Genomic DNA, 22,890 nt, shown 5'->3' with positions numbered 1-22,890 from the left:
GTTGACGGCCGCGCGCCAGCGGCCACCATTGTTCAGCAAGGTGATCGAAGGTCTCGCCTGCGAGGTCGATCAGAGCTCTTCGACGCGGCGCGGCGGATAGCTGTCCCAGGCCTGGCAGCCGGGGCAGTGCCAGAAGTACTGGTGCGCCTCGAAGCCGCAGGCCGCGCAGCGGTAGCGCATCAGCGGCCGCGTGGCTTGGTCGAGCGCGCGCTGCACCTGCGGATGGAACTGCTCGTGCTCGAAGCGTTCGCCCGCGAGCCAGCGCGAGGCCGCGACCAGCGAGGGCTGGTGCGCGAGGTGCGCGATGTAGCCGTCGCGTGGCACGGGTGCTTCGCCCTCGGCCTCGGGCGTGGTGCCGGCGGGCGCGCCGCCGAGCGCGATCAGTGCTTCGAGCACGTCGATCGACGGCGATTCGGCATAGCGGCGCTGCAGCAGCGCGAGCGCCTCGGGTTCGCGGTGGGCGGCCACGGCCGCCTGCTGCAGCGCGGCGGCATACAGCGGCAGCGCGAGCGGCGCGGTGTCGCTCAGCGTCACCAGGGTGTCGAAGGCCGCGCCGGCCTCGCCGCTGCGCAGCTGCAGGGTCGCGGTGTCGATCGCCGGGCGCGGCGCCTGCGGTGCCTGGGCCACGGCCTGTTCGAGCAGGCGGCGCGCGGCCGCGAGGTCGCCCATGCCGACCTGTTCGGCGGCCTGTTCGCACAGGTGGTGCGCGCGGCGCGTGCCGTAGCTGGCCTGGTCGGACTCGTCGAGCTTGCGTGCCACGTCGGCGGCCTGGCTCCATTCGCGCGAGCGTTCGTAGATGGCCAGCAGCGCGAGCCGCGCCTCGTTCTCGTAGCGCGTGCCCTCGAGCTTCTGCAGCGCGGCTTCGGCGCGGTCGAGCAGGCCGGCGCGCAGGAAGTCCTGCGCCAGCGCATGCTGGGCGCGCTCGCGGTCGCTGCGGCTCAGGTCGCCGCGGCCGAGCAGGTGCTCGTGCACGCGCACCGCGCGCTGGTATTCGCCGCGGCGGCGGAACAGGTTGCCGAGCGCGAAGTGCAGCTCCTGCGTGTCGGGGTCGTTCTGCACCGCCTCGATGAAGGCGTCGATGGCCTGGTCCTGCTGCTCGTTGAGCAGGAAGTTGAGGCCGCGGAAGTAGGCCTTGGGGGCCTGGCGGTTCTCGAGCTTGAGCTGGCGGATGTCGAAGCGGGAGGCCAGCCAGCCCAGGACGAAGGCGACGGGCAGGCTGATCAGCAACCAGCTGGGATCAAAGTCCATGTTGGCGTACGGCGGGAAGGTCGGTGGCGGCGATGGTCGGCGCCGGGGTTGCCGCCGGCACGGCGGCCGGGGCAGAGGAGGCGGCGGCGCTGCCCGCGGTCGTGGCCGGCAGTTGCGCGGCGGCGCTGCGGTGCTTCCACCAGCCCGGCAGCATGCCGAGCGCGCCCACCACGAGGCCGCCCGCGAAGGCGGCCAGCACGACCAGCACCAGCGGCGCGCGCCAGTAGGTGCCGAAGAAGAAATAGACGGTCGCGTCGTGCTGGTTGTTCAGCGCGAAGGCGAAGAGCGTAAAAAAAATGGCTGCCTTGAGCAGCCACAGGAGGTATTTCATGCGCGGTCCCGTTGGCGGGACGATTCTACGTTTGCACCTGCGCCGGACGGTCCGCGCCGATGGAGGGGGCCGTTGGCGGCTGGACTCAGGCCTTCGGCGTCGTCTTGATGCCGAGTTCGGCGCTGCGGGCGTCGACCGCCTCGCGCAAGGCCTTGCCGGGCTTGAAGTGCGGCACGCGCTTCTCGGGAATCTGCACGCTCTCGCCCGAGCGCGGGTTGCGGCCGATGCGCGGCGGACGCCGGTTGACCGAGAAGCTGCCGAAGCCGCGGATCTCGATCCGGTGCCCGCGCACCAGGGCATCGCTCATCGCGTCGAGGATGGTCTTGACGGCGTATTCGGCATCCCGGTGGGTGAGTTGCGCAAAGCGCGCTGCGAGTTCTTCGACGAGGTCAGAGCGGGTCATAGGTCAAAGCAAAAAGCAGGGGCGAAAAAAAAGACAGAGAGGCCACCAGGGCCTGCTCTGTCTTCCGGCGACGGCTTACTTGTTGTCGCTGTTGTCGAGCTTGGCGCGCAGCAGGGCGCCCAGGCTCGTCGTGCCCGCGTTTTCGCGTGCCGATTGCTGGCTCAGGTTGGCCATGGCGCCTTGCTCGTCGACCATGTCCTTCTGCTTGATCGACAGCTGGATGTTGCGGGTCTTGCGATCCACGTTCACGACGATGGCGGTGACTTCGTCGCCTTCCTTCAGCACGTTGCGGGCATCTTCGACGCGGTCGCGCGAGATTTCCGAAGCACGGAGGTAGCCGATGATGTCCTCACCCAGGTCGATCTCGGCGCCGCGGGCGTCGACCGTCTTGACCTTGCCGGTCACGATCTGGCCCTTGTCGTTGACCGTGGTGAAGGTGGTGAACGGGTCGCTGTCGAGCTGCTTGATGCCCAGCGAGATGCGCTCGCGGTCGACGTCGACGGCCAGCACGATCGCTTCGACTTCCTGGCCCTTCTTGTAGTTGCGAACCGCGGTTTCGCCGGCTTCGTTCCACGAGAGGTCCGAGAGGTGAACCAGGCCGTCGATGCCGGCAGCCAGACCCACGAACACGCCGAAGTCGGTGATCGACTTGATCGGGCCCTTGACGCGGTCACCACGCTTCGTGTTCTGAGCGAACTCTTGCCACGGGTTGGCCTTGCACTGCTTCATGCCCAGGCTGATGCGGCGCTTGTCTTCGTCGATTTCCAGGACCATGACTTCGACTTCGTCGCCCAGCGAGACGATCTTGTTCGGAGCGATGTTCTTGTTGGTCCAGTCCATTTCGGAGACGTGCACCAGGCCTTCGATGCCGGGTTCGAGCTCGACGAACGCGCCGTAGTCGGCGATGTTCGTGACCTTGCCGAACAGGCGGGTCGATTGCGGGTAGCGGCGCGAAACGCCCATCCACGGGTCATCGCCCATTTGCTTCAGACCCAGCGAGACACGGTTCTTCTCGGTGTCGAACTTGAGGATCTTGGCGGTGATTTCCTGGCCGGCCTGAACGACTTCGCTCGGGTGGCGGACGCGGCGCCATGCCATGTCGGTGATGTGCAGCAGGCCGTCGATGCCGCCGAGGTCCACGAACGCACCGTACTCGGTGATGTTCTTGACCACGCCGCGGACAACAGCGCCTTCCTTCAGGGTTTCCATCAGCTTGGCGCGTTCTTCGCCCATGCTGGCTTCGACCACGGCACGGCGCGACAGCACGACGTTGTTGCGCTTGCGGTCGAGCTTGATGACCTTGAATTCGAGGGTCTTGTTCTCGTACGGGGTCAGGTCCTTGATCGGACGCGTGTCGATCAGCGAGCCGGGCAGGAACGCGCGGATGCCGTTGACGAGCACCGTGAGGCCGCCCTTGACCTTGCCGCTGGTGGTGCCGGTGACGAAGTCGCCCGATTCCAGCGCCTTCTCGAGGGCCAGCCACGAAGCGAGACGCTTGGCGGTGTCGCGCGAGAGGATGGTGTCGCCGTAGCCGTTTTCAACGCTGCCGATGGCAACGGAAACGAAATCGCCGGCCTGGACTTCGAGCTCGCCCTTGTCGTTCTTGAACTCTTCGATCGGCACATACGCTTCGGACTTCAGACCGGCGTTGACGACGACGTGGTTGTGTTCGACACGCACGACTTCGGCCGTGATGACCTCGCCGGTGCGCATTTCGGAACGCTTCAGGGACTCTTCGAATAGGTCGGCAAAAGATTCAGACATTTATGGTTCCTTCCGTCAGGCAGGGTTGGCAGGCGCTCTTGCGACATTGCATGCGACTGCGCTGGATCTGGAGACGGCGGTTGGTTGTGGGCGAAAGCCCGGTTGGTTGAACAACCAGAAGGCCGGTGCGCTGTCGCGCGAAGGGAGCCTTCTGGAGCGGTAGGCGCCCCCCGGAACACCCGGTGAGCGCGAGCCTTTCAAGCGGACTCGAAAGGCTGCACTTGTCGCCACCAGTCCAACACCGTGTCGATCGATTGCTCGATCGAGAGCTGGGAGTTGTCGAGGTGGCGCGCGTCCTGCGCCGGCTTCAAAGGGGCGACGCTGCGGGACGAGTCCCGGGCGTCACGCGCCTCCAGATCGGAGCGAAGACTGTCGAGTGTAGTCGAAATACCCTTTGAAATCAACTGCTTATGGCGCCGCTCGGCGCGCTGGGCGGCGCTCGCGGTCAGGAACACCTTGAGCGCGGCGTCGGGGAAGATCACCGTGCCCATGTCGCGGCCGTCGGCCACCAGGCCCGGCAGCTGGCGAAAGCGCTGCTGCAGGCCCAGCAGCGCCTCGCGCACGGCCGGCAGCGTGGAGACGCGCGAGGCGTCCATGCCGGCGGCCTCGGAGCGGATCAGCTCGCTGACGTCCTCGCCGTCCAGCAGCACCTTGCCCTCGGTGAACTGCAGCGGCAGGGCGGCGGCCAGCGCGGCGATCTGCGCTTCGTGCGCGGCGTCGGCGCTCAGGCCGGCGCGGCGCATGGCCAGCCCGGTCACGCGGTAGAGCGAGCCCGAATCGAGGTAGTGGTAGCCCAGCAGGCGCGCGACTTCGGAGGCCAGCGTGCCCTTGCCCGAGGCGGTCGGGCCGTCGATGCTGATCACCGGAATGCCAGCGGCCGTGGAGACCGAGAACAGGGTCTCGAAGTAGTCGGGGAAGGTCTTGGCGACGCAGTGCGGCTCGAGGATGCGCACCGGCACCCGTGCCGGGTTGAAGGCGGCGAGCGAGAAGCACATGGCGACCCGGTGGTCGTCGTAGGTGCGGATGCTCGCGGGCCGCCAGCCGGCCGGCGCCAGCGGGTGCACGCGGATGAAGTCGGGCCCGGCCTCGACCGTGGCGCCGAGCTTGCGCAGCTCGTTGGCCATGGCGTCGATGCGGTCGGTTTCCTTGACGCGCCAGCTCGCGATGTTGCGCAGGGTGCTGGGGCCGTCGGCGTAGAGCGCCATCACGGCCAGCGTCATCGCCGCGTCGGGGATGTGGTTGGCGTCGAGGTCGATGGCCTTGAGCGGCCAGGCGCCGCGGCGCACCGCGAGCCAGTTCGGGCCGCTGTCGATCTCGGCGCCCATCTGGCGCGCGGCGTCGACGAAACGGATGTCGCCCTGGATCGAATCGGCGCCCACGCCCTCGATCCGGATGCCGTCGGGCCCGGACGCGGCCGTCGCGATGGCGCCCAGCGCGATGAAATAGCTGGCGGACGAGGCGTCGGCCTCGACATGGATGTCGCCTGGCGAGCGGTAGCTGCTGCCGGCGGGGATCGTGAAGCGCTCCCAGCCGTCGCGCCGCACCGCGATGCCGAAGCGCGCCAGCAGGTTCAGCGTGATCTCGATGTAGGGCTTGGAGATCAGCTCGCCGACGACTTCGATCGTGATGTCGCTTGCCGCTGCGAGGGGCAGCGCGAGCAGCAGGGCGGTCAGGAACTGGCTCGAGACGTCGCCGCGCACGCGGATCGGGGCGTCGAGCACCAGCTCGCCATGCGGCACGGGATGGATGCGCAGCGGCGGATAGCCGGGGTTGCCGAGGTAGTCGATGCGGCAGCCCAGCTGGGTGAGGGCGTCGACCAGGTCGCCGATCGGGCGCTCGTGCATGCGCGGCACGCCGCGCAGTTCGAATTCGCCGCCCAGCAGCGACAGCGCCGCGGTCAGCGGCCGCATCGCCGTGCCGGCATTGCCGAGGAACAGCGACAGCAGCTCGGTGTTGCCGATTTCCCGGCCGCCGATGCCGGTGATGCGCACCAGCGTGCCCGCGGGTTCGACGCCGCAGCCCAGCGCGCGCAGCGCATCGAGCATGACGCGGGTGTCGTCCGAGTCGAGCACGTCGTGCAGGGTGGTGGTGCCGCTCGCGAGCGCGGCCAGCAGCAGCACGCGGTTCGAGATGCTCTTGGAGCCGGGCAACTGCACCGTGCCCGAGGCACCGGTCAGCGCGGGGAGATCGAGGAAGGCCGAGGCGTACATCTCAGGCGTCCTGCTGCGAATCGTGCGACGACGAGGCGCCGGGCTGCCAGGCGGCCCGCACGCGGCGGGCGCGTTCGATCGACTGCTCCAAGGCCTGCGATTCGCCCTCGGCCATGGCGTTCTCCATCTCGAGCAGCGCGGCGCGGAAGGCGCGCGACTGCGCCAGCACCTGCTCGCGGTTGGCCAGCAGCACGTCGCGCCACATCACGGGGTCGCTCGCGGCGATGCGCGAGAAGTCGCGAAAGCCCGGGCCCGCCAGGCTCAGGAAGCGCTCGCCCTGCGGCTGGCCGGCGAGGCCGTTGACATAGGCGAAGGCCAGCAGGTGCGGCAGGTGGCTCACGGCGGCGAAGGTGCTGTCGTGCTCCTCGTGGGTCATGGTGAGCACGTTGGCGCCGATGCCGCTCCAGACCTGCGAGGCACGCTGCACGTTGGAGCGCAGCGTGGACTTGATCGGCGTGAGCACCACGTGGCGGCCGGTGAACAGCGAGGCCTCGGCATGCTCGATGCCCGAGACTTCCTTGCCCGCGATCGGGTGTGCCGGCACGAAGTTGCCGAGCTGGCCCTGCAGGCCGCGGCGCGCGGCCTCGATGACGTCGCCCTTGGTGGAGCCGACGTCCATCACCAGCGCGTCGCTGCCGATGCCGTGGCGGATCGCCTTGAAGGTGGCTTCCGAGGCCGCCACCGGCACGGCCAGCAGCACGATGTCGGCGCCCGACACCGCCAACAGCGCCGAGGGCGCGGCGACGTCGATCACGCCGAGCTGCCGGGCTCGTTCCGTGGTGGAGGGCGACTTGCTGTAGCCCACCACCCGTTTCACCAGCTTGGCGCGCTTCAGCGCCAGCGCGAAGGAGCCGCCTATCAGGCCGCAGCCGATCAATCCCAGTTGCTCGAACATGTGCTTGCTTGCGACGGACTCAGGCCTTGACGGGGTAGGCGCCGAGCACCTTGTAGAACGCGCAGAGACCGCGCAGTTCGGCCAGCGCCGCGGCCACGTTGGGCTGCGAGGGATGGCCGTCGAGGTCGATGTAGAAGTAGTACTCCCACTGCCCGGTGCGCGCGGGGCGCGACTCGAAGCGGGTCATCGACACGTTGTTGACCTTCAGCGGCACCAGCAGGTCGTGCACCGCGCCCGGCCGGTTGGGCACCGACACGATCAGGCTGGTGCAGTCGCGGCCCGAGGCGGGCGGCATCGCGAGCGTCTGCGGCAGGCAGATCACCGAGAAGCGGGTGCGGTTGTAGGAGTCGTCCTGGATCGCGTGGGCCACGATGTGCAGCCCGAAGCGCGTGGCGGCGCGCTCACCGGCCAGCCCCGCGAACGCCGGGTTGGCGGCCGCGAGGCGCGCGCCCTCGGCATTGCTCGACACGGCGCGGCGCTCGGCATGCGGCAGGTGCTTGGTCAGCCAGCCCTGGCACTGGGCCAGCGCCTGCGGATGGGCCAGCACGGCCTCGATGCCCTCGAGGGAATTGCTGCTGCGCAACAGGTGGTGGCGCACCAGCAGGCTGACCTCGCCGACCACGTGGGTGGGCGAGTGCAGGAAGAGGTCGAGCGAGCGCGTGACCACGCCCTCGGTCGAGTTCTCGACGCCGACCACGCCGTACTGGGCGCTGCCGGCGGCGGTGGCGTGGAAGACCTCGTCGAAGCTGGCGCAGTAGATCAGGTCGGCGGCGCCGCCGAAGTACTCGATGGCCGCCTGCTCGCAGAAAGTGCCTTCGGGGCCGAGCACCGCCACTCGCTGCGGCGACTCGAGCGCCAGGCAGGCCGACATGATCTCGCGCCAGATGGCGGCCACGTGCAGGTCCTTGAGCGGACCGCCGTTGCCCTTCTGCATCTTGTCGATGACCTGGGCCACCCGGTCGGGGCGGAAGAAGGGCGTGCCTTCGCGCTTCTTCACTTCGCCGACCAGCTCCGCCACGTGGGCCCGCTCGTTGAGCAGGCGCAGCAGTTGCTGGTCGAGCGAATCGATCTGCACGCGCAGATCGGCGAGGCTTTCGGAATGGTCGGGGGAGGAGGGCTGGGTAGGAGCTGGGGCGGTCATCGGTGAGGTTCGCGCGCGTCTAGGCGTGCGACCGCTCGAATTCTCGCATGTAGCTCACCAGGGCCTGCACGCCTTCCAGGGGCATGGCGTTGTAGAGGCTGGCACGCATGCCGCCCACCGACTTGTGGCCCTTGAGCTGCAGCAGCCCCGCCGCGCGGGCGCCCGACAGGAAGGCCTCGTTGCGGGCCTCGTCGCGCAGGAAGAACGGAATGTTCATGCGCGAGCGGCAGCCCGGGTCGATCTTGTTCAGGTAGAAGGACGATGCATCGATGAAGTCGTACAGCAGCTTCGCCTTGGCGATGTTGCGCTGCTCCATCGCGGCCACGCCGGTCGCCGTGCCTTCGGTCTGCTCGCGCAGCCACTGGAACGTGAGCCCCGCCATGTAGATGCCCCAGGTCGGCGGGGTGTTGTACATCGACTGGTTGTCGGCCACGGTCTTGTAGTTGAACGCGCTCGGGCAGATCTCGAGGGCATGGCCCAGCAGGTCGTCGCGCACGACGACGATCGTGAGCCCGGCCGGGCCGAGGTTCTTCTGCGCACCGCCGAAGACCAGGCCGACGCGGCTCCAGTCGACGCCGCGCGAGGCGACGTGCGAGGAGAAGTCGATCACCAGCGGCGCCTTGCTGCCGAGGGCGGCGAGGTCGGGCAGCTCGTGGAATTCGATGCCGTTGATGGTCTCGTTGCTGCACAGGTGCACGTACGAGGCATCGCCGGACAGCTGCCAGCTCGCGGGATCGGGCAGGCGCGTGTGCTGGTCGTCGGCGTTGCTCGCGGCCACGCGCGCGCTGCAGTAGCGCTGCGCTTCCTTGTGCGACTTGATGCTCCAGCTGCCGGTGATCACGAAGTCGACCGTGCCGCCGCGCGACAGGTTCAGCGGCACGATCGCGTTCTCGCCGAGGCCGCCGCCCTGCATGAACAGGATCCGGAAGTTGGCGGGCACCGCCAGCAGCGCGCGCAGGTCGGCTTCGGCCTGCGCGTAGATCTCGCCGAACTCCTTGCCGCGATGGCTCATCTCCATCACGCTCATGCCGCTGCCGTGCCAGTCGAGCATTTCGGCGGCGGCGCGTTGCAGCACCGCCTCGGGCATGGCGGCGGGGCCCGCGGAGAAGTTGTAGGGGCGCGGGCCGGCCGGCTTCTGCGGGGCGTTCACGTCACTTCTTGGCGGGAGCCTTGGCCGGTGCCTTGGCGGGCGCGGACGGCGCTTCGGTCGGGGCACCCAGCGCCTTGGCGACGTTGGTGTCGAGCGCCTGCATCTTCGGCTCGATGGAGCTGCGGGTCTCGGCCACCAGCTTTTCCGTCAGCGCGGTCTGCATCTTGGGGTTCAGGTCCTGGTACTTCTTGCTCAGCGGCGAGTTGATCCAGGCCAGCAGCTGCTTGAGCTCGTCTTCGGTGAAGGACTGCTCGAGCAGCGGCGTCAGCGTGGTCGGGGCCAGTTGCACGGCCTTGTCGCGCACGATCGGGTAGGCCTCGTCGTAGTACTTCTTGAGCTCGGCATCGGCGGCCTTGGCGGCGGCTTCGCGCTTGGCTTCGGGCACCTGGGTCTGCAGGTACTGCGAACCGGCCTGCGCGATCGGGGCGCTCGACTGCTCGACCAGACCGCGGGCCAGGGCTTCGATGCCGGGGCGCTGCAGGTCGAGGAACTGCTTGATGAGCGTGGCCTTGTCCTGGGCCAGGGCGCCCATCGAACTGCCAGCCAGGGCGATGGTCAGGAGTGCGAGCTTGATTTGTTTTTTCACTGAGGATTCTCCGTTGAAGATGTGGAAGTGTCGTCTGCGCCGGGCTCGGGTTCGCCATTGGCATCGTTTTCGACGATACGTTGCAGCCCGCTGAGTTTGGCACCTTCGTCGAGCCCGATCAGCGTAACGCCTTGCGTCGCGCGACCCAGTTCACGAATCTCGGCGACTCGGGTGCGCACCAGCACGCCCTTGTCGGTGATGAGCATGATCTCATCGTCCGAATGCACGAGTGTGGCGGCAACGACCTTGCCGTTTCGCTCACTCTGTTGAATCGCGATCATGCCTTTGGTTCCACGGCCGTGGCGCGTGTATTCCGTAATGCTTGTTCGCTTTCCGTAACCATTTTCCGTGGCCGTGAGCACGCTCTGCTGCTCGTCCTCGGCCACCAGCATGGCGATCACGCCCTGGCCTTCCTCGAGCATCATGCCGCGCACGCCGCGCGCGTTGCGGCCCATCGGGCGCACGTCGTTCTCGTCGAAGCGCACCGCCTTGCCGCCGTCGCTGAACAGCATCACATCGTGCTTGCCGTCGGTGAGGGCGGCGCCGATCAGGTAGTCGCCCGCATCGAGGTCGACCGCGATGATGCCGGCCTTGCGCGGGTTGTTGAACTCGTCGAGCGTGGTCTTCTTGACCGTGCCCATCGAGGTCGACATGAACACGTACTGGTCGGCCGGGAAGTTGCGCTTCTCGCCCGTGAGCGGCAGCGCGACGTTGATCTTCTCGCCCTCGGCCAGCGGGAACATGTTGACGATCGGGCGGCCGCGCGAGCCGCGCGAGCCCGCCGGCACTTCCCACACCTTGAGCCAGTAGAGCCGGCCGCGGTTCGAGAAGCACAGGATGTAGTCGTGCGTGTTGGCGATGAAGAGCTGGTCGATCCAGTCGTCTTCCTTGGTGGTGGTGGCCTGCTTGCCGCGGCCGCCGCGCTTCTGCGCCCGGTATTCGCCGAGCGGCTGGCTCTTGATGTAGCCGCTGTGCGAGAGCGTCACCACCATGTCGGTGGGGGTGATCAGGTCTTCGGTCGAGAGGTCGAAGGCGCTGTGCTCGACGAGGCTGCGGCGCGCGCCCACCTTCGACTGGCCGAACTCCTGCTTGAGGGCGCCGAGTTCGTCGCCGATGATGGTCGAGACGCGTTCGGGCTTGGCCAGGATGTCGAGCAGGTCGTCGATCTCGGCCATGACTTCCTTGTACTCGGCGACGATCTTGTCCTGCTCCAGGCCGGTCAGGCGCTGCAGGCGCATCTGCAGGATTTCCTGGGCCTGCGTTTCCGAGAGGCGGTAGAGGCCGTCGTTGCCCATGCCGAACTCGCGCTCGAGGCCTTCGGGACGGTAGTCGTCGGCGCTGATCACGCCGCCATCGGCGCGCGTGCGGGTGAGCATCTCGCGCACCAGCTTGCTGTCCCAGCTGCGCGCCATCAGCTCGGCCTTGGCGACCGGCGGGGTCGGGGCGTTGCGGATGATGGCGATGAAGTCGTCGATGTTCGCCAGCGCCACCGCCAGGCCTTCGAGCACGTGGCCGCGGTCGCGGGCCTTGCGCAGGTTGAAGACCGTGCGGCGCGTCACCACTTCGCGGCGGTGCTGCAGGAAGACCTCGATCAGGTCCTTGAGGTTGCACAGCTTCGGCTGGCCGTCGACCAGCGCCACCATGTTGATGCCGAAGGTGTCCTGCAGCTGGGTCTGCTTGTAGAGGTTGTTGAGCACCACCTCGGGCACTTCGCCGCGCTTGAGCTCGATGACCAGGCGCATGCCCGACTTGTCGGACTCGTCCTGGATGTGGCTGATGCCCTCGATCTTCTTCTCGTGGACCAGCTCGGCCATGCGCTCCTGCAGCGTCTTCTTATTGACCTGGTAGGGGAGCTCGTCGACGATGATCGCCTGGCGCTGGCCGCGGTCGATGTCCTCGAAGTGGCACTTGGCGCGCATCACGACCTTGCCGCGGCCGGTGCGGTAGCCGTCCTTCACGCCGTTGATGCCGTAGATGATGCCGGCCGTGGGGAAGTCGGGCGCCGGCACGATCTCCATCAGCTCGTCGATGCTGGCCTGCGGGTTGCGCAGCAGGTGCAGGCAGGCGTCCACCACTTCATTGAGGTTGTGCGGCGGAATATTGGTGGCCATGCCGACCGCAATACCGCCGGAGCCATTGACCAGCAAATTCGGCAGCCGGCTCGGCAGCACGGCCGGTTCCTTTTCGGAGCCGTCGTAATTGTCCTGGAAATCGATCGTTTCCTTGTCGATATCGGCCAGCATTTCATGCGCGATTTTGGCCAGCCGGATTTCCGTATACCGCATTGCGGCCGCGTTGTCGCCATCCACGGACCCGAAGTTGCCCTGGCCGTCGACCAGCATGTGCCGCATCGAGAAGTCCTGGGCCAGCCGCACGATGGTGTCGTAGACCGACTGGTCGCCGTGCGGGTGGTACTTGCCGATCACGTCGCCGACGATACGGGCCGACTTCTTGTACGGCCGGTTCCAGTCGTTGTTGAGCTCGTGCATCGCGTAGAGCACGCGGCGATGCACCGGCTTGAGGCCGTCCCTCGCGTCGGGAAGGGCGCGGCCCACGATCACGCTCATGGCGTAATCGAGATAACTGCGGCGCATTTCCTCTTCGAGACTGATGGGCAGGGTTTCTTTGGCGAAGGACGTCATTGAGCGAGAGGCTGGCGGCAGGAAGGCGAAATTTTACGCTGTGAGGGGTGTCGCACCGCCGCAACACAAGGGCTCTATTCCGCCTCCGTCCTACGCTTCGTGGCCGCCGTGCGGCCTGTTTGCCAAAGACCCTATGGCACAATCGCCTCAACGTTTTGGGTGGTGGTCACTTAAAGCGTCCTTGATTCGCAGCGCGGCTGCGGCTTTTTCCCCAAGAGGAGAACCATGAAGAAACTGAATAAAGTGGCGATGATGTTTGCAGTCGCTGCGCTCGCCACTGCCGCCGGCGCGCAGACCCGTGTCACCGCTGCGAATGGCGGTCCTACGATCGACAACTGGCAAAACGGCACCGGCGAACTGGTTTGGAAGAACGGCACGAACGAACTGTGCTGGCGCGATGCCAACTGGACGCCCGCCACGGCTGCTGCCGGTTGCGACGGTGCTCTGGTTCCCCCGGCTGCTGCAGTTCCCGCAGCTCCTGGCGTTGTTCCCCCGCCTGTGGCTCCCACTCAACCCCCGGCTGTTGCCGCTTCGAAGGTGACCTTCGCTGCCGACGCATTCTTCGACTTCGACAAGTCGGTGCTGAAGCCTGAAGGCCGCGCGAAGCTGACCGACCTGGTCGAGAAGATCCGTGGCGTGAACCTCGAAGTGATCATCGCCGTCGGCCACACCGACTCGATCGGTTCGGACGCCTACAACCAGCGTCTGTCGGTGCGTCGCGCCGAAGCCGTCAAGGCCTTCCTGGTCTCGAAGGGCATCGAACGCAACCGCGTCTACACCGAAGGCAAGGGCGAGAAGCAGCCTGTGGCTGACAACCGCACCAAGGAAGGCCGCGCCAAGAACCGTCGCGTGGAAATCGAAGTGGTCGGCACCCGCGCCAACTGATAGCTCGATTCCATCGACCCTAAAACCCCGCCTCGGCGGGGTTTTTTTATGCCTGAATCAATGCAGGCTGAAAGTTTTCAATGAGGCCCATTCGTCATGGGCCGGTCATCGTCCGTTTCATAATCCGTCATATGACAGAAAACGTGAATGCCGATCCCGCCGAACTCGCCAAATTTTCGGAGCTGGCCCACAAGTGGTGGGATATGGAAGGCGAATTTCGCCCTTTGCACGAAATCAATCCTTTGCGCCTGGAATGGATTGAAGGTATTGCGCCGATTTCCCAGCGGCGCGTCGTGGATATAGGCTGCGGCGGCGGAATTCTTTCGGATTCGATGGCCCGCAAGGGCGCGGACGTGCTCGGTGCCGACCTCGCGGGCAAGGCCCTGAAGGTGGCGCAGCTGCACGCGCTCGAGGCCGGCACGCGCGGCGTGAAGTACCGCGAGGTCAGCGCCGAGGCGCTCGCGGCCGAGCAGCCCGGCAGCTTCGACGTCGTCACCTGCATGGAGATGCTCGAGCACGTGCCGGACCCGGCCTCGGTCATCCAGGCCTGCGCCACGCTGGTCAAGCCCGGCGGCTGGGTCTTCTTCTCGACGATCAACCGCAACCTCAAGTCCTTCATGCTCGCGATCGTCGGCGCCGAGTACGTGATGGGCATGCTGCCGCGCGGCACCCACGAGTACGCGAAGCTGATCCGGCCCAGCGAGCTGGCGGCCTACTGCCGCGCGGCGGGCCTCGACGTGCGGCACACGCGCGGCCTCGAGCACAACCCGATCACGCGGCGCTACTGGCTCAGCGCCGATACCAGCGTCAACTACATGTTCGCCACGCAGAAGCCGGCGGAGGCCCGGGCGTGAAGGGCGTGCCGACCCGCGCCGTGCTGTTCGACCTCGACGGCACGCTGATCGACAGCGCCCCCGACCTGGGCGCCGCGGCGGACCAGATGCGCACCGCCCGGGGACTGGCCTCCTACCCGCTCGAGCGCTACCGCCCCATGGCCGGCGCCGGAGCGCGCGGCATGCTCGGCGTGGCCTTCGGCATCACGCCCGATGCGCCCGAGTTCGATGCGCTGCGCGAGGAGTTCTTCGTGACCTACGAGCGCTGCATGTTCAACACGCAGGCCTTCGAAGGCGTTCCGCCGCTGATCGAGGCGCTGGTCGCGCGCGGGCTGCGCTGGGGCGTGGTCACGAACAAGTCGAAGCGCTTCACCGAGCCGCTCACGCAGGCGATGCCGCTGTTCGCGAGCGCGGGCGCGGTGGTGAGCGGCGACACCACGCCGCATGCCAAGCCGCATCCCGAGCCGCTGCACGAGGCGGCCCGGCGGCTGGGCATCCCTTCTGAGCATTGCATCTACGTGGGCGACGACGAGCGCGACATCATCGCGGGCCGCGCGGCGGGCATGCGGACCGTGGCCGCAGCCTACGGCTACATGGGCGCGCAGGCCGATGCGACCCGCTGGGAGGCCGATGCCTTGATAACTTCTCCGGGCGAGCTCTTGAAACTGCTGGATAGCGCCTAAAATACGCCCCCTTGGGGCTGCACTGGTTTCGACGCGGGTTCGGAGTCGCAGCGGGGCATGTCGAGCTGAATGCGCTCGTAAAACAGATTCAAACAAACTAACTGCAAACGACGAACGTTTCGCACTCGCTGCTTAATTGCCAGTGAGCCTTGCAACAGCAGGCCGATGGGCTGGGCAAGGGGGTTCTGAGCAATCAGTGCCTCCCGGCTGCAAGGATAATTACATCGGCTGGCTTCGATCCGGGTACCTTGGGTCGGGGCAAGAAAATAGGGTGCTGGCGTCCGGTGTAGCGTGCGACTGCGCGACTCCGGAAGCGAGACTTAAATCAGATCGCTAAACATGTAGAACTGCGCGATGAAGGCTTGCGGACGGGGGTTCAAATCCCCCCAGCTCCACCACATTCTCAAAGGCTGACTCGGACCGATCCGAGCTTGGCGACCCGGGAGGCATTCCCGGGTCGGCCACGGCCAAACCCTCCCCTTCATGGATCCGGTACGCGTTTCACCTGCGTGAAGCGCGTGTTCGTGCGTCAGAAGAGCTAGAGGGGGAACGGCAAGGCCGCATGCCTGGCCTCGACGATGTCGAGCCCAGGTGGCCGTCGGCCAGGGACGTTATCGCGCCAGTCGGTCGCCGTCGCTGCCCGGCTTGGGCATCGGGCCGTTCGGCCCGCGTTCGGCGCGGATGGCCGACATGACGGCAACCAGCATCGCCCCGACGGCGACACCGGCCAGGAAGACCGACAGAACGAAGGATGGATCGGAGAGCTGCATGGTGTCAGAACGCCGATTTGTACACCCAAAGACCGCACCGAGCGCCGCTGGCGCGGAAGGTCGCGGCATTGTCTTACATGCGGCTGTGCGGCGGGACGGAGGCCCTCCTGGACAACCCGACCTCGGCTCTTTTCGCTGTCACGCAGGGCTATATTCGGCGGGCGCCGGCGCGCTCAGATCGCGCGCGTTCTCTCCCTCGCATCTTCCTAAAAAGGCTGCCCGTGTCCGATTCCCTGACTTCGGTTCTGACGAGCTACTACGACGCGGTGCCCTACGACTCGCACCCGTTCCCGCAGACGGCGGTCGAGCACCTGGAAGCCACGGCATTTCTCTTCGGCCTCGAAACCCCCGCGCCCGCCGGCGCGCGCGTGCTCGAACTGGGCTGCGCGGCGGGCAACAACATCATCCCCTTCGCCGAGCGCCACCCCGGCGCGCGCGCGCTCGGCCTCGACCTGTCGTCGGTGCAGATCGCGCAGGGCGTGAGCGCGATCGAGCGGCTGGGCCTGTCGAACGTCGAGGTGAAGACCTTCAACATCGCCGAGGTCGACGCCTCGCTCGGCCAGTTCGACTACATCGTCTGCCACGGCGTCTACAGCTGGGTGCCGGGGCCGGTGCAGGACGCGATCCTGCGCGTGTGCTCCGAGAACCTCGCGCCGAACGGCGTGGCCTACGTGAGCTACAACGTCTACCCGGGCTGGAAGGCGCGCGAGATCGTGCGCGACGCGATGATCCTGCGCGGCGGCCCGCGCGACACGCCCGAGGAGAAGCTCTCCTATGCCCGCGGGATGATCGAGTTCCTCGCGCAGTCGGCGCGTCCCGACAGCGTGCTCAAGAAGACGCTCGACGAAACCGCGCCGATCGTGCGCGACGGTGCCACCTCGTACCTGCTGCACGAGTTCCTCGAGCCCTGCAACGCGCCGTGCTACTTCAAGGAGTTCGTCGCACGCGCCGAGGGCCACGGCCTGGCCTACCTGGCCGAAGCCGAGCCCTCGACGATGTTCGTGCAGAACTACGGCGCCCAGGTGCGCGATCCGCTGCTGCGCGAATGCGGCGGCAGCCAGGTGCTGATGGAGCAGTACCTCGACTTTCTGGTCAACCGCACCTTCCGCCAGACGCTGCTGGTGAAGCAGGAGCAGGCGCGCAACATCCGCTACCGGCTCGACGCCACTCGCATTCGCGGCCTGCTGTTCGCGGGCGTGTTCCATGGCGAGAACGGCGCGCCGTTCACGCTCGACACGCGCGAGCAGAACTGCACCGCGATCCGCAACGTGACGGTCACCCTGCGCCAGCCGGTGCACAAGGCGGTGGCGCATGTGCTGGACAGCCACTATCCGCTGGCGCTGAGCGCCGACGCACTGATTGCCTGCGTGCTGCCGCTGCTCGGCCAGCCGCGCGAGGCGGTCGAGCCCGCGGTGATGGCGATGCTCGAGGAGATGCTGATCCTCGGCGCGCTGCGCATCCGCCGCACGCCGGTGCCCTCGGTCGCGCAGGTGCCCGCGCGGCCGCAGGCCGCGGCCTCGGTGCGCAACGCGCCGGGCCTGGCACCGGGCCAGGCGCCTTCGGTCACGGTCTGCAACGGCTGGCACGAGACGGTGGCCCTGTCGCTGCTCGAGCGCGCGCTGCTGCCGCTGCTCGACGGCACCCGTTCGCACGAGGCGCTGGTCGAGCACCTCGAGACCGAAGTGCGCGCCGACCGCCTGCGCTTCGTGCGCAACGACGAGCAGATGACCGATCCCGAGGCGCTGAGCGCCTTCGCCCGCGAGCAGGTGGCGCTGGCGCTGCGCGACCTGCGGCGCAAGGCGCTGCTCGCCAGCTGAACCCTCGCCAGACACACCCAAACTCCGCAACCAACGACATCTCAAGAGGAGACATTCAGATGCATCGACTTCCATCCACCCCCCAACTGCGCGCGGCGATCGCCGCCGTGCTCGCACTGGCCGCCGGCGCTTCGCAGGCCGCGTCGCAGGCGCCGGTCGCGGCCGAACACGGCATGGTGGTGAGCGCCCAGCACCTCGCCTCCAAGGTCGGCGTCGACGTGCTCCAGCGCGGCGGCAATGCCGTCGACGCGGCGGTGGCCGTGGGCTACGCGCTCGCGGTGGTCTATCCGGCCGCGGGCAACCTCGGCGGCGGCGGCTTCATGACGGTGCAGCTGGCCGATGGCCGCAAGACCTTCCTCGACTTCCGCGAGAAGGCGCCGCTGGCCGCCACGGCCAACATGTACCTCGACAAGGACGGCAACGTCATCAAGGGCCTGAGCACCAACGGCCACCTGGCCGTGGGCGTGCCCGGCACGGTGTCGGGCATGGAGTACGCACGCGAGAAGTACGGCACGAAGAAGCGCGCCGAGCTGATCGCCCCCTCGATCCAGCTCGCCGAGAAGGGCTTCGCGCTCGAGCAGGGCGACATCGACATGCTCTGGACCTCGACCGCCGACTTCCAGAAGGACCCGGTCTCCGGCGCGATCTTCCTGAATAAGGGCGAGCCGTTCCAGGTCGGCCAGAAGCTGGTGCAGAAGGACCTGGGCAAGACGCTGCGCGCGATCAGCCAGAACGGCACCGACGGCTTCTACAAGGGCTGGGTGGGCCAGGCCATCGTGGCCTCGAGCCAAGCCGGCAAGGGCATCATCACGCAGGCCGACCTCGACCAGTACAAGACGCGCGAACTGGCGCCGGTCGAGTGCGACTACCGCGGCTACCGCGTGGTTTCGGCACCGCCGCCGAGCTCGGGCGGCGTGATCATCTGCGAGATGCTCAACATCCTCGAGGGCTATCCGCTCAAGGACCTGGGCTTCCGTTCGGCCCAGTCCGTGCACTACCAGATCGAGGCCATGCGCCATGCCTACGTCGACCGCAACAGCTATCTGGGCGACCCCGACTTCGTGAAGAACCCGCTCGATCGCCTGCTCGACAAGGGCTATGCCGAGAAGATCCGCGCCGCCATCGATCCGAAGAAGGCCGGCGTCTCCAAGGACATCAAGCCCGGCGTCGCGCCGCACGAGGGCAGCAACACCACCCACTACTCGATCACCGACCAGTGGGGCAATGCGGTCTCGGTCACCTACACGCTCAACGACTGGTTCGGCGCCAAGGTCACGGCCGCCAAGACCGGCGTGCTGCTCAACAACGAGATGGACGACTTCACCTCGAAGGTCGGCGTGCCGAACATGTACGGCCTGGTGCAGGGCGAGGCCAATGCCATCGCCCCGGGCAAGCGCCCGCTGAGCTCGATGAGCCCGACCATCGTGTCCAAGGACGGCAAGCCGGTGTTCGTGGTCGGCACGCCGGGCGGCAGCCGCATCATCACGGCCGTGCTGCACACCATCCTCAACGTGGTCGACTACGGCATGAACGTGCAGGAAGCGGTCGATGCGCCGCGCTTCCACCAGCAGTGGCTGCCCGACGTCACCAACGTCGAGACCTTCGCGCTGAGCCCCGACACCCGCAAGATCCTGACCGACATGGGCCACAACCTCGGCGTGCCGCAACCGGCCAACCACCTGGCCGCGATCATCGTGGGCGCGCCCACCCTGGGCGGCAAGCCGGTGGGCAACAACCGCTTCTACGGCGCCAACGATCCGCGCCGCAACACCGGGCTGGCCGCGGGCTATTGAGCGCCGCGAGGAGGGCGCCGGACCGGTCCGCGCCTTCTGAGACACTTAAGGGCGGCCGCGTGCGAAGCGCGGCCGCCTTTTCTTTTCGCCATGCAACTGCAAGACATCCTCTATTCCCAGGGCTTCGGCACGCGGCGCGTGTGCGCCGGCCTGGTTCAACAAGGCCTCGTGACCATCGCCGGCGCGGTGGTCGACGATCCCGCCACCGATCTGGACGCGGAAGGCCTGCAGTTCACCGTGCAGGGCACCGCCTGGGCCTACCACGAGAAGGCCTACCTGATGCTGCACAAGCCGGCCGGCACCGAGTGCTCGCAGAAGCCCTCGACCTATCCGAGCATCTACACGCTGCTGCCGTCGCCGCTGCGGCTGCGGCCCAACAAGGGCGCCGTGCAGGGGGTGCAGGCCATCGGCCGGCTCGACCAGGACACCACCGGCCTGCTGCTTTTGACCGACGACGGCCAGTTCATCCACAAGATGGGCTCGCCCAAGCACCACGTGCCCAAGGTCTACGAAGTGACGGCCAAGCACCCGATCGACGACAAGCAGATCGCCCGCCTGCTGGCCGGCGTGGTGCTCGACGACGATCCGAAGCCGGTGCGCGCGGCCGCCTGCGAGTCCGACAGCCCGCTGCACCTGCGGCTCACGCTGACCGAGGGCAAGTACCACCAGGTCAAGCGCATGCTGGCCGCGGTGGGCAACCGCGTCGAAGCGCTGCACCGCTCGCGCATCGGCACCGTGGCGCTGCCCGCGGACCTGGCGCCCGGCCAATGGCGCTGGCTGGCGGCCGACGAGGTCGCCGCCCTGCGCGCGCCTGCGAAATAACTGTCAACTGTCCGCCTTTTCGGCGGCTGGCGGTCAGCCAGCCGTCGGTTCGGATCGTTAACATTCGAAGCCCTTTTCCGGAACTTCCCTTGCGCTTTCTTTCCCGTTCGACCGGCCGCGCCGCGGCCCTGCTGTCCGCCTGCCTGTTCGGCGCGATCGCCTTCACGGCGCCGCTCGCCGCCACCGCGGCCCCACCGGAACCCCCGCCGATCTTCGTGCTCAACTCGCTCGACGCCAGCGTCAGCGTGATCAATCCGGTCGATTGGACCGAGAAACAGCGCATTCCGACCGGCAAGGAGCCGCACCACATCTACATGACGCCCGACGAGAAGTCGGTCATCGTGGCGAATTCGGCCGGCGACTCGCTGACCTTCGTGAACCCGCGCACCGCCGAGGTCCAGCGCGTGGTCTACGGGATCATCGACCCCTACCAGCTGCAGTTCTCGCGCGACATGAAGTGGTTCGTGACCGCGGCCAACCGGCTCAACCACGTCGACGTCTACCGCTGGGACGGCAAGGACCTGAAGCTCGCCAAGCGCATCACCACCGGCAAGACGCCCAGCCACATCTGGATCGACAACACCAGCACCATCGCCTACGTGACGATGCAGGACAGCGACGAGATGATCGCCGTCGACCTGCCGACGCAGACCATCCGCTGGCGCGTGGCCACCGGTCCGATGCCGGCCGACATCTACGGCGTGCACAACGACAAGACGCTGCTCGTGGGCCTGACCGGCAGCGACGGCGTGCAGGTGTTCGACGTGGCGGGCGCGCAGCCGAAGCTGGTCGGCAAGATCCCGACCGGCAAGGGCGCCCACGCCTTCCGCTCGGCCGGCGACGGCAAGAGCGTGTTCGTGAGCAACCGCGTGGCCAACTCCATCAGCCGCATCGACCTCGCCACGCTCAAGGTCACCGACACCTATCCGGTGCCCGGCGGCCCCGACTGCATGGACGTGTCGGCCGACGGCAAGACCCTCTACGTGACCTCGCGCTGGGCCAAGAAGCTCAGCGTGGTCGACCTGGCCAGCGGCAAGGTGGTGCGGCAGGTGAATGTCGGCCGTTCGCCGCACGGCGTCTGGACGCTCGACCATGCGAAGCGCATCTAGCTCGCGCCGGCGTGCGGCCGCGGGGCTCGCCGCGCTGCTGGCCGTCGCGGTGGCGATTCCCGCTGGCGCCCAGAGTGCCGCGGCGAGCTGCGAGAAACCCGTCTACCTGACCTTCGACACCGGCCACATGGGCATCGCGCCGCTGGTGGCCGAGGTGCTCAAGCGCCAGCAGGTGCACGTCACCTTCTTTGCCGCCGCCGAGCGCACCCAGACCGACGGCGACAGCCTCGACAACCACTGGGCCGCCTGGTGGAAGGCGAGGGCGGCCGAGGGCCACGAGTTCGGCTCGCATACTTACGACCACGTCTACTGGCGCGCCGACCTCAAGGGCGTGACGCCGAGCTTCCGCGTCAAGCCTTCGGCGGGCGCGCTGGCCGGGCGCGAGTTCACCTGGAGCGCGGCCGAGTACTGCGCCAACATCCGCAAGTCCTCCGAGCGGCTCGAGCTGATCACCGGCAAGAAACCGCTGCCGCTGTACCGCGCGCCCGGCGGCAAGACCTCGCCCAAGCTGCTGGCCGCCGCGCGCGACTGCGGCTATGCGCACGTGGGCTGGGCGCCCGCGGGCTTCCTGGGCGACGAGTTGCCGAGCGAGAAGTTCAGCAACGAGAAGCTGCTCACGCAGGCGCTCGACACCATCCGCCCCGGCGACATCCTGCTCGCGCACCTGGGCATCTGGTCGCGCAAGGATCCATGGGCGCCGGCCAACCTCGAGCCGCTGATCGTCGGGCTGAAGGCCAAGGGCTTCTGCTTCCAGACGCTGCGCCAGCATCCCGACTACCGCGCCTGGATCGCATCGCATCCCTGAGGCGGCTTCCGTGATCGACTGGCTGACGGATCTCTTCTCCTCGCTGCAGGGCTGGTTCTTCGAAACCGTCGTGCAGCCCTTCGTCTATGCGATCGGCCTCGGCGGCTGGACCGAGGACGCCTTCGACGCCACGGGCTGGCTGCTGGTCGGCCTGATCCAGATCGTGGTGCTGGTCGCGCTGATCGGCCCGCTGCAACGCTGGCGCGCCGTCGAGCCGGTGACCGACCGGCGCGCGATCCGCATCGACGTGCTCTACACGCTGATCCACCGGCTGGGCCTGTTCCGGCTCGCGATGTTCTTCACGCTGCAGCCGGTGTTCGACGACCTCATGGGCAGCCTGCGCGCGGCCGGCTGGGGCACCTTGCACCTCGACGAACTCTGGCCCGGCGTGACCGACGTGCCGGTGGTCGCGTTCGCGATCTACCTCGTGGTGCTCGACTTCGTCGGCTACTGGATCCACCGCGGCCAGCACCAGTTCAACTGGTGGTGGGGGCTGCATTCGCTGCACCACTCGCAGCGCCAGATGACCATGTGGAGCGACGACCGCAACCACCTGCTCGACGACATCCTGCACGACACCCTGATCGTGATCGTGGCGCAGCTGATCGGCGTGGCGCCGGGCCAGTTCATCGCCTTCGTTGCCTTCACCCAGCTCAGCGAGAGCCTGCAGCACGCCAACCTGCGCCTGAGCTTCGGCGCCCTCGGCGAACGGCTGTGGATCAGCCCGCGCTTCCACCGGCTGCACCACAGCATCGGGCTGGGCCACGAGTCGAACGGCAAGAGCACGCTCGGCGGCCACAACTTCGGCGTGCTGCTGCCCTGGTGGGACATGATGTTCGGGACCGCCAACTTCGAGAACCGCTACGACCCGACCGGCGTGCGCGACCAGGTCGAGCCCGATGCCGCGGGCAAGGTGCGCGACTACGGCCAGGGTTTCTGGGCCCAGCAGTGGCTGGGGCTCAAGCGCATGGTCGGCCGCGGTTGAGCGCCGCGGCTCCGCTCC

20 protein-coding genes and 1 other RNA gene are annotated in these 22,890 nt (G+C 67.5%); 10 read left to right on the top strand and 11 right to left on the bottom strand.

What is annotated here, in order from left to right:
- Positions 1-69 precede the first annotated feature (69 nt).
- The 10 genes from lapB to gyrA form a co-directional block, all read right to left on the bottom strand.
- Positions 70-1,248 (bottom strand): lipopolysaccharide assembly protein LapB, encoded by a 1,179-nt coding sequence (gene lapB, locus AC07PU_RS09445; protein ID WP_296801285.1) that lies wholly within the window; start codon positions 1,246-1,248, stop codon positions 70-72.
- Positions 1,238-1,579, bottom strand: a complete 342-nt coding sequence (locus AC07PU_RS09440) for a LapA family protein (RefSeq protein WP_209541139.1) — start codon at positions 1,577-1,579, stop codon at positions 1,238-1,240. Before AC07PU_RS09440 ends, lapB begins: the two co-directional genes overlap by 11 nt.
- An 85-nt stretch (positions 1,580-1,664) precedes the next feature.
- The gene (locus AC07PU_RS09435; RefSeq protein WP_057589604.1) at positions 1,665-1,982 is read right to left on the bottom strand and encodes an integration host factor subunit beta; all 318 of its coding nucleotides are present in this window, start codon (positions 1,980-1,982) and stop codon (positions 1,665-1,667) included.
- Positions 1,983-2,057: 75 nt separating this feature from the next.
- Positions 2,058-3,746, bottom strand: coding sequence for a 30S ribosomal protein S1 (rpsA, locus tag AC07PU_RS09430; RefSeq protein WP_093343410.1), 1,689 nt, complete (start codon positions 3,744-3,746; stop codon positions 2,058-2,060).
- Between the two features lie 197 nt (positions 3,747-3,943).
- The gene (locus AC07PU_RS09425; RefSeq protein WP_495316949.1) at positions 3,944-5,956 is read right to left on the bottom strand and encodes a bifunctional 3-phosphoshikimate 1-carboxyvinyltransferase/cytidylate kinase; all 2,013 of its coding nucleotides are present in this window, start codon (positions 5,954-5,956) and stop codon (positions 3,944-3,946) included.
- A 1-nt stretch (position 5,957) separates the two neighbouring features.
- Positions 5,958-6,851 (bottom strand): prephenate dehydrogenase, encoded by an 894-nt coding sequence (locus tag AC07PU_RS09420; protein ID WP_093343407.1) that lies wholly within the window; start codon positions 6,849-6,851, stop codon positions 5,958-5,960.
- Between the two features lie 19 nt (positions 6,852-6,870).
- Positions 6,871-7,992, bottom strand: a complete 1,122-nt coding sequence (pheA, locus tag AC07PU_RS09415) for a prephenate dehydratase (protein WP_093343406.1) — start codon at positions 7,990-7,992, stop codon at positions 6,871-6,873.
- A 19-nt stretch (positions 7,993-8,011) separates the two neighbouring features.
- Positions 8,012-9,142: a 3-phosphoserine/phosphohydroxythreonine transaminase gene (gene serC, locus AC07PU_RS09410; RefSeq protein ID WP_495316946.1), complete on the bottom strand. Its 1,131-nt coding sequence runs from the start codon at positions 9,140-9,142 to the stop codon at positions 8,012-8,014.
- A 1-nt stretch (position 9,143) separates the two neighbouring features.
- Positions 9,144-9,728, bottom strand: a complete 585-nt coding sequence (locus AC07PU_RS09405; RefSeq protein WP_256222547.1) for a DUF2059 domain-containing protein — start codon at positions 9,726-9,728, stop codon at positions 9,144-9,146.
- Positions 9,725-12,370 carry a DNA gyrase subunit A gene (gyrA, locus tag AC07PU_RS09400; protein WP_093343403.1) on the bottom strand — a complete coding sequence of 882 codons (2,646 nt, stop codon included), beginning with the start codon at positions 12,368-12,370 and terminating at the stop codon, positions 9,725-9,727. Before gyrA ends, AC07PU_RS09405 begins: the two co-directional genes overlap by 4 nt.
- A 225-nt stretch (positions 12,371-12,595) precedes the next feature.
- Here gyrA and ompA point away from each other — a divergent pair, with 225 nt between their 5' ends.
- The 4 genes from ompA (at position 12,596) to ssrA (ending at position 15,169) form a co-directional block, all read left to right on the top strand.
- A complete protein-coding gene (gene ompA, locus AC07PU_RS09395; protein WP_208510333.1) occupies positions 12,596-13,255 on the top strand; it encodes an outer membrane protein OmpA in 660 nt (219 codons plus the stop codon).
- A 131-nt stretch (positions 13,256-13,386) separates the two neighbouring features.
- The gene (gene ubiG, locus AC07PU_RS09390) at positions 13,387-14,109 is read left to right on the top strand and encodes a bifunctional 2-polyprenyl-6-hydroxyphenol methylase/3-demethylubiquinol 3-O-methyltransferase UbiG (protein WP_490876877.1); all 723 of its coding nucleotides are present in this window, start codon (positions 13,387-13,389) and stop codon (positions 14,107-14,109) included.
- Positions 14,106-14,771 carry an HAD-IA family hydrolase gene (locus AC07PU_RS09385; RefSeq protein WP_208510334.1) on the top strand — a complete coding sequence of 222 codons (666 nt, stop codon included), beginning with the start codon at positions 14,106-14,108 and terminating at the stop codon, positions 14,769-14,771. Before ubiG ends, AC07PU_RS09385 begins: the two co-directional genes overlap by 4 nt.
- Positions 14,772-14,784: 13 nt before the next feature.
- Positions 14,785-15,169, top strand: a transfer-messenger RNA (tmRNA) gene (gene ssrA / locus AC07PU_RS09380).
- Between the two features lie 213 nt (positions 15,170-15,382).
- Here the strand turns inward: ssrA and AC07PU_RS09375 are convergent.
- The gene (locus AC07PU_RS09375; protein WP_203205080.1) at positions 15,383-15,541 is read right to left on the bottom strand and encodes a hypothetical protein; all 159 of its coding nucleotides are present in this window, start codon (positions 15,539-15,541) and stop codon (positions 15,383-15,385) included.
- A gap of 221 nt (positions 15,542-15,762) precedes the next feature.
- On the opposite strand from AC07PU_RS09375, the gene AC07PU_RS09370 reads away from it, so the two are divergent.
- The 6 genes from AC07PU_RS09370 to AC07PU_RS09345 all read left to right on the top strand — a co-directional run bounded on the left by AC07PU_RS09370 (position 15,763) and on the right by AC07PU_RS09345 (position 22,872).
- Positions 15,763-17,358 (top strand): methyltransferase regulatory domain-containing protein, encoded by a 1,596-nt coding sequence (locus AC07PU_RS09370; protein ID WP_495316940.1) that lies wholly within the window; start codon positions 15,763-15,765, stop codon positions 17,356-17,358.
- Between the two features lie 59 nt (positions 17,359-17,417).
- Positions 17,418-19,151 carry a gamma-glutamyltransferase gene (gene ggt / locus AC07PU_RS09365; RefSeq protein ID WP_093343395.1) on the top strand — a complete coding sequence of 578 codons (1,734 nt, stop codon included), beginning with the start codon at positions 17,418-17,420 and terminating at the stop codon, positions 19,149-19,151.
- A 90-nt stretch (positions 19,152-19,241) separates the two neighbouring features.
- Entirely contained in the window at positions 19,242-19,973 is a 732-nt protein-coding gene (locus AC07PU_RS09360) for a pseudouridine synthase (RefSeq protein WP_057589615.1), read from the top strand.
- A gap of 89 nt (positions 19,974-20,062) precedes the next feature.
- The gene (locus AC07PU_RS09355) at positions 20,063-21,082 is read left to right on the top strand and encodes a YncE family protein (protein WP_398498162.1); all 1,020 of its coding nucleotides are present in this window, start codon (positions 20,063-20,065) and stop codon (positions 21,080-21,082) included.
- A complete protein-coding gene (locus AC07PU_RS09350) occupies positions 21,066-21,887 on the top strand; it encodes a polysaccharide deacetylase family protein (protein ID WP_495316936.1) in 822 nt (273 codons plus the stop codon). The genes AC07PU_RS09355 and AC07PU_RS09350 overlap by 17 nt, the downstream gene beginning before the upstream one ends.
- 10 nt (positions 21,888-21,897) lie before the next feature.
- A complete protein-coding gene (locus tag AC07PU_RS09345) occupies positions 21,898-22,872 on the top strand; it encodes a sterol desaturase family protein (RefSeq protein ID WP_296778655.1) in 975 nt (324 codons plus the stop codon).
- Positions 22,873-22,890 lie beyond the last annotated feature (18 nt).

Source organism: Variovorax sp. GW821-FHT10D07, from assembly GCF_059415325.1.
The sequence above is the reverse complement of the archived record's forward strand: the minus strand, read 5'-3'. Positions and strand labels throughout refer to the sequence as shown.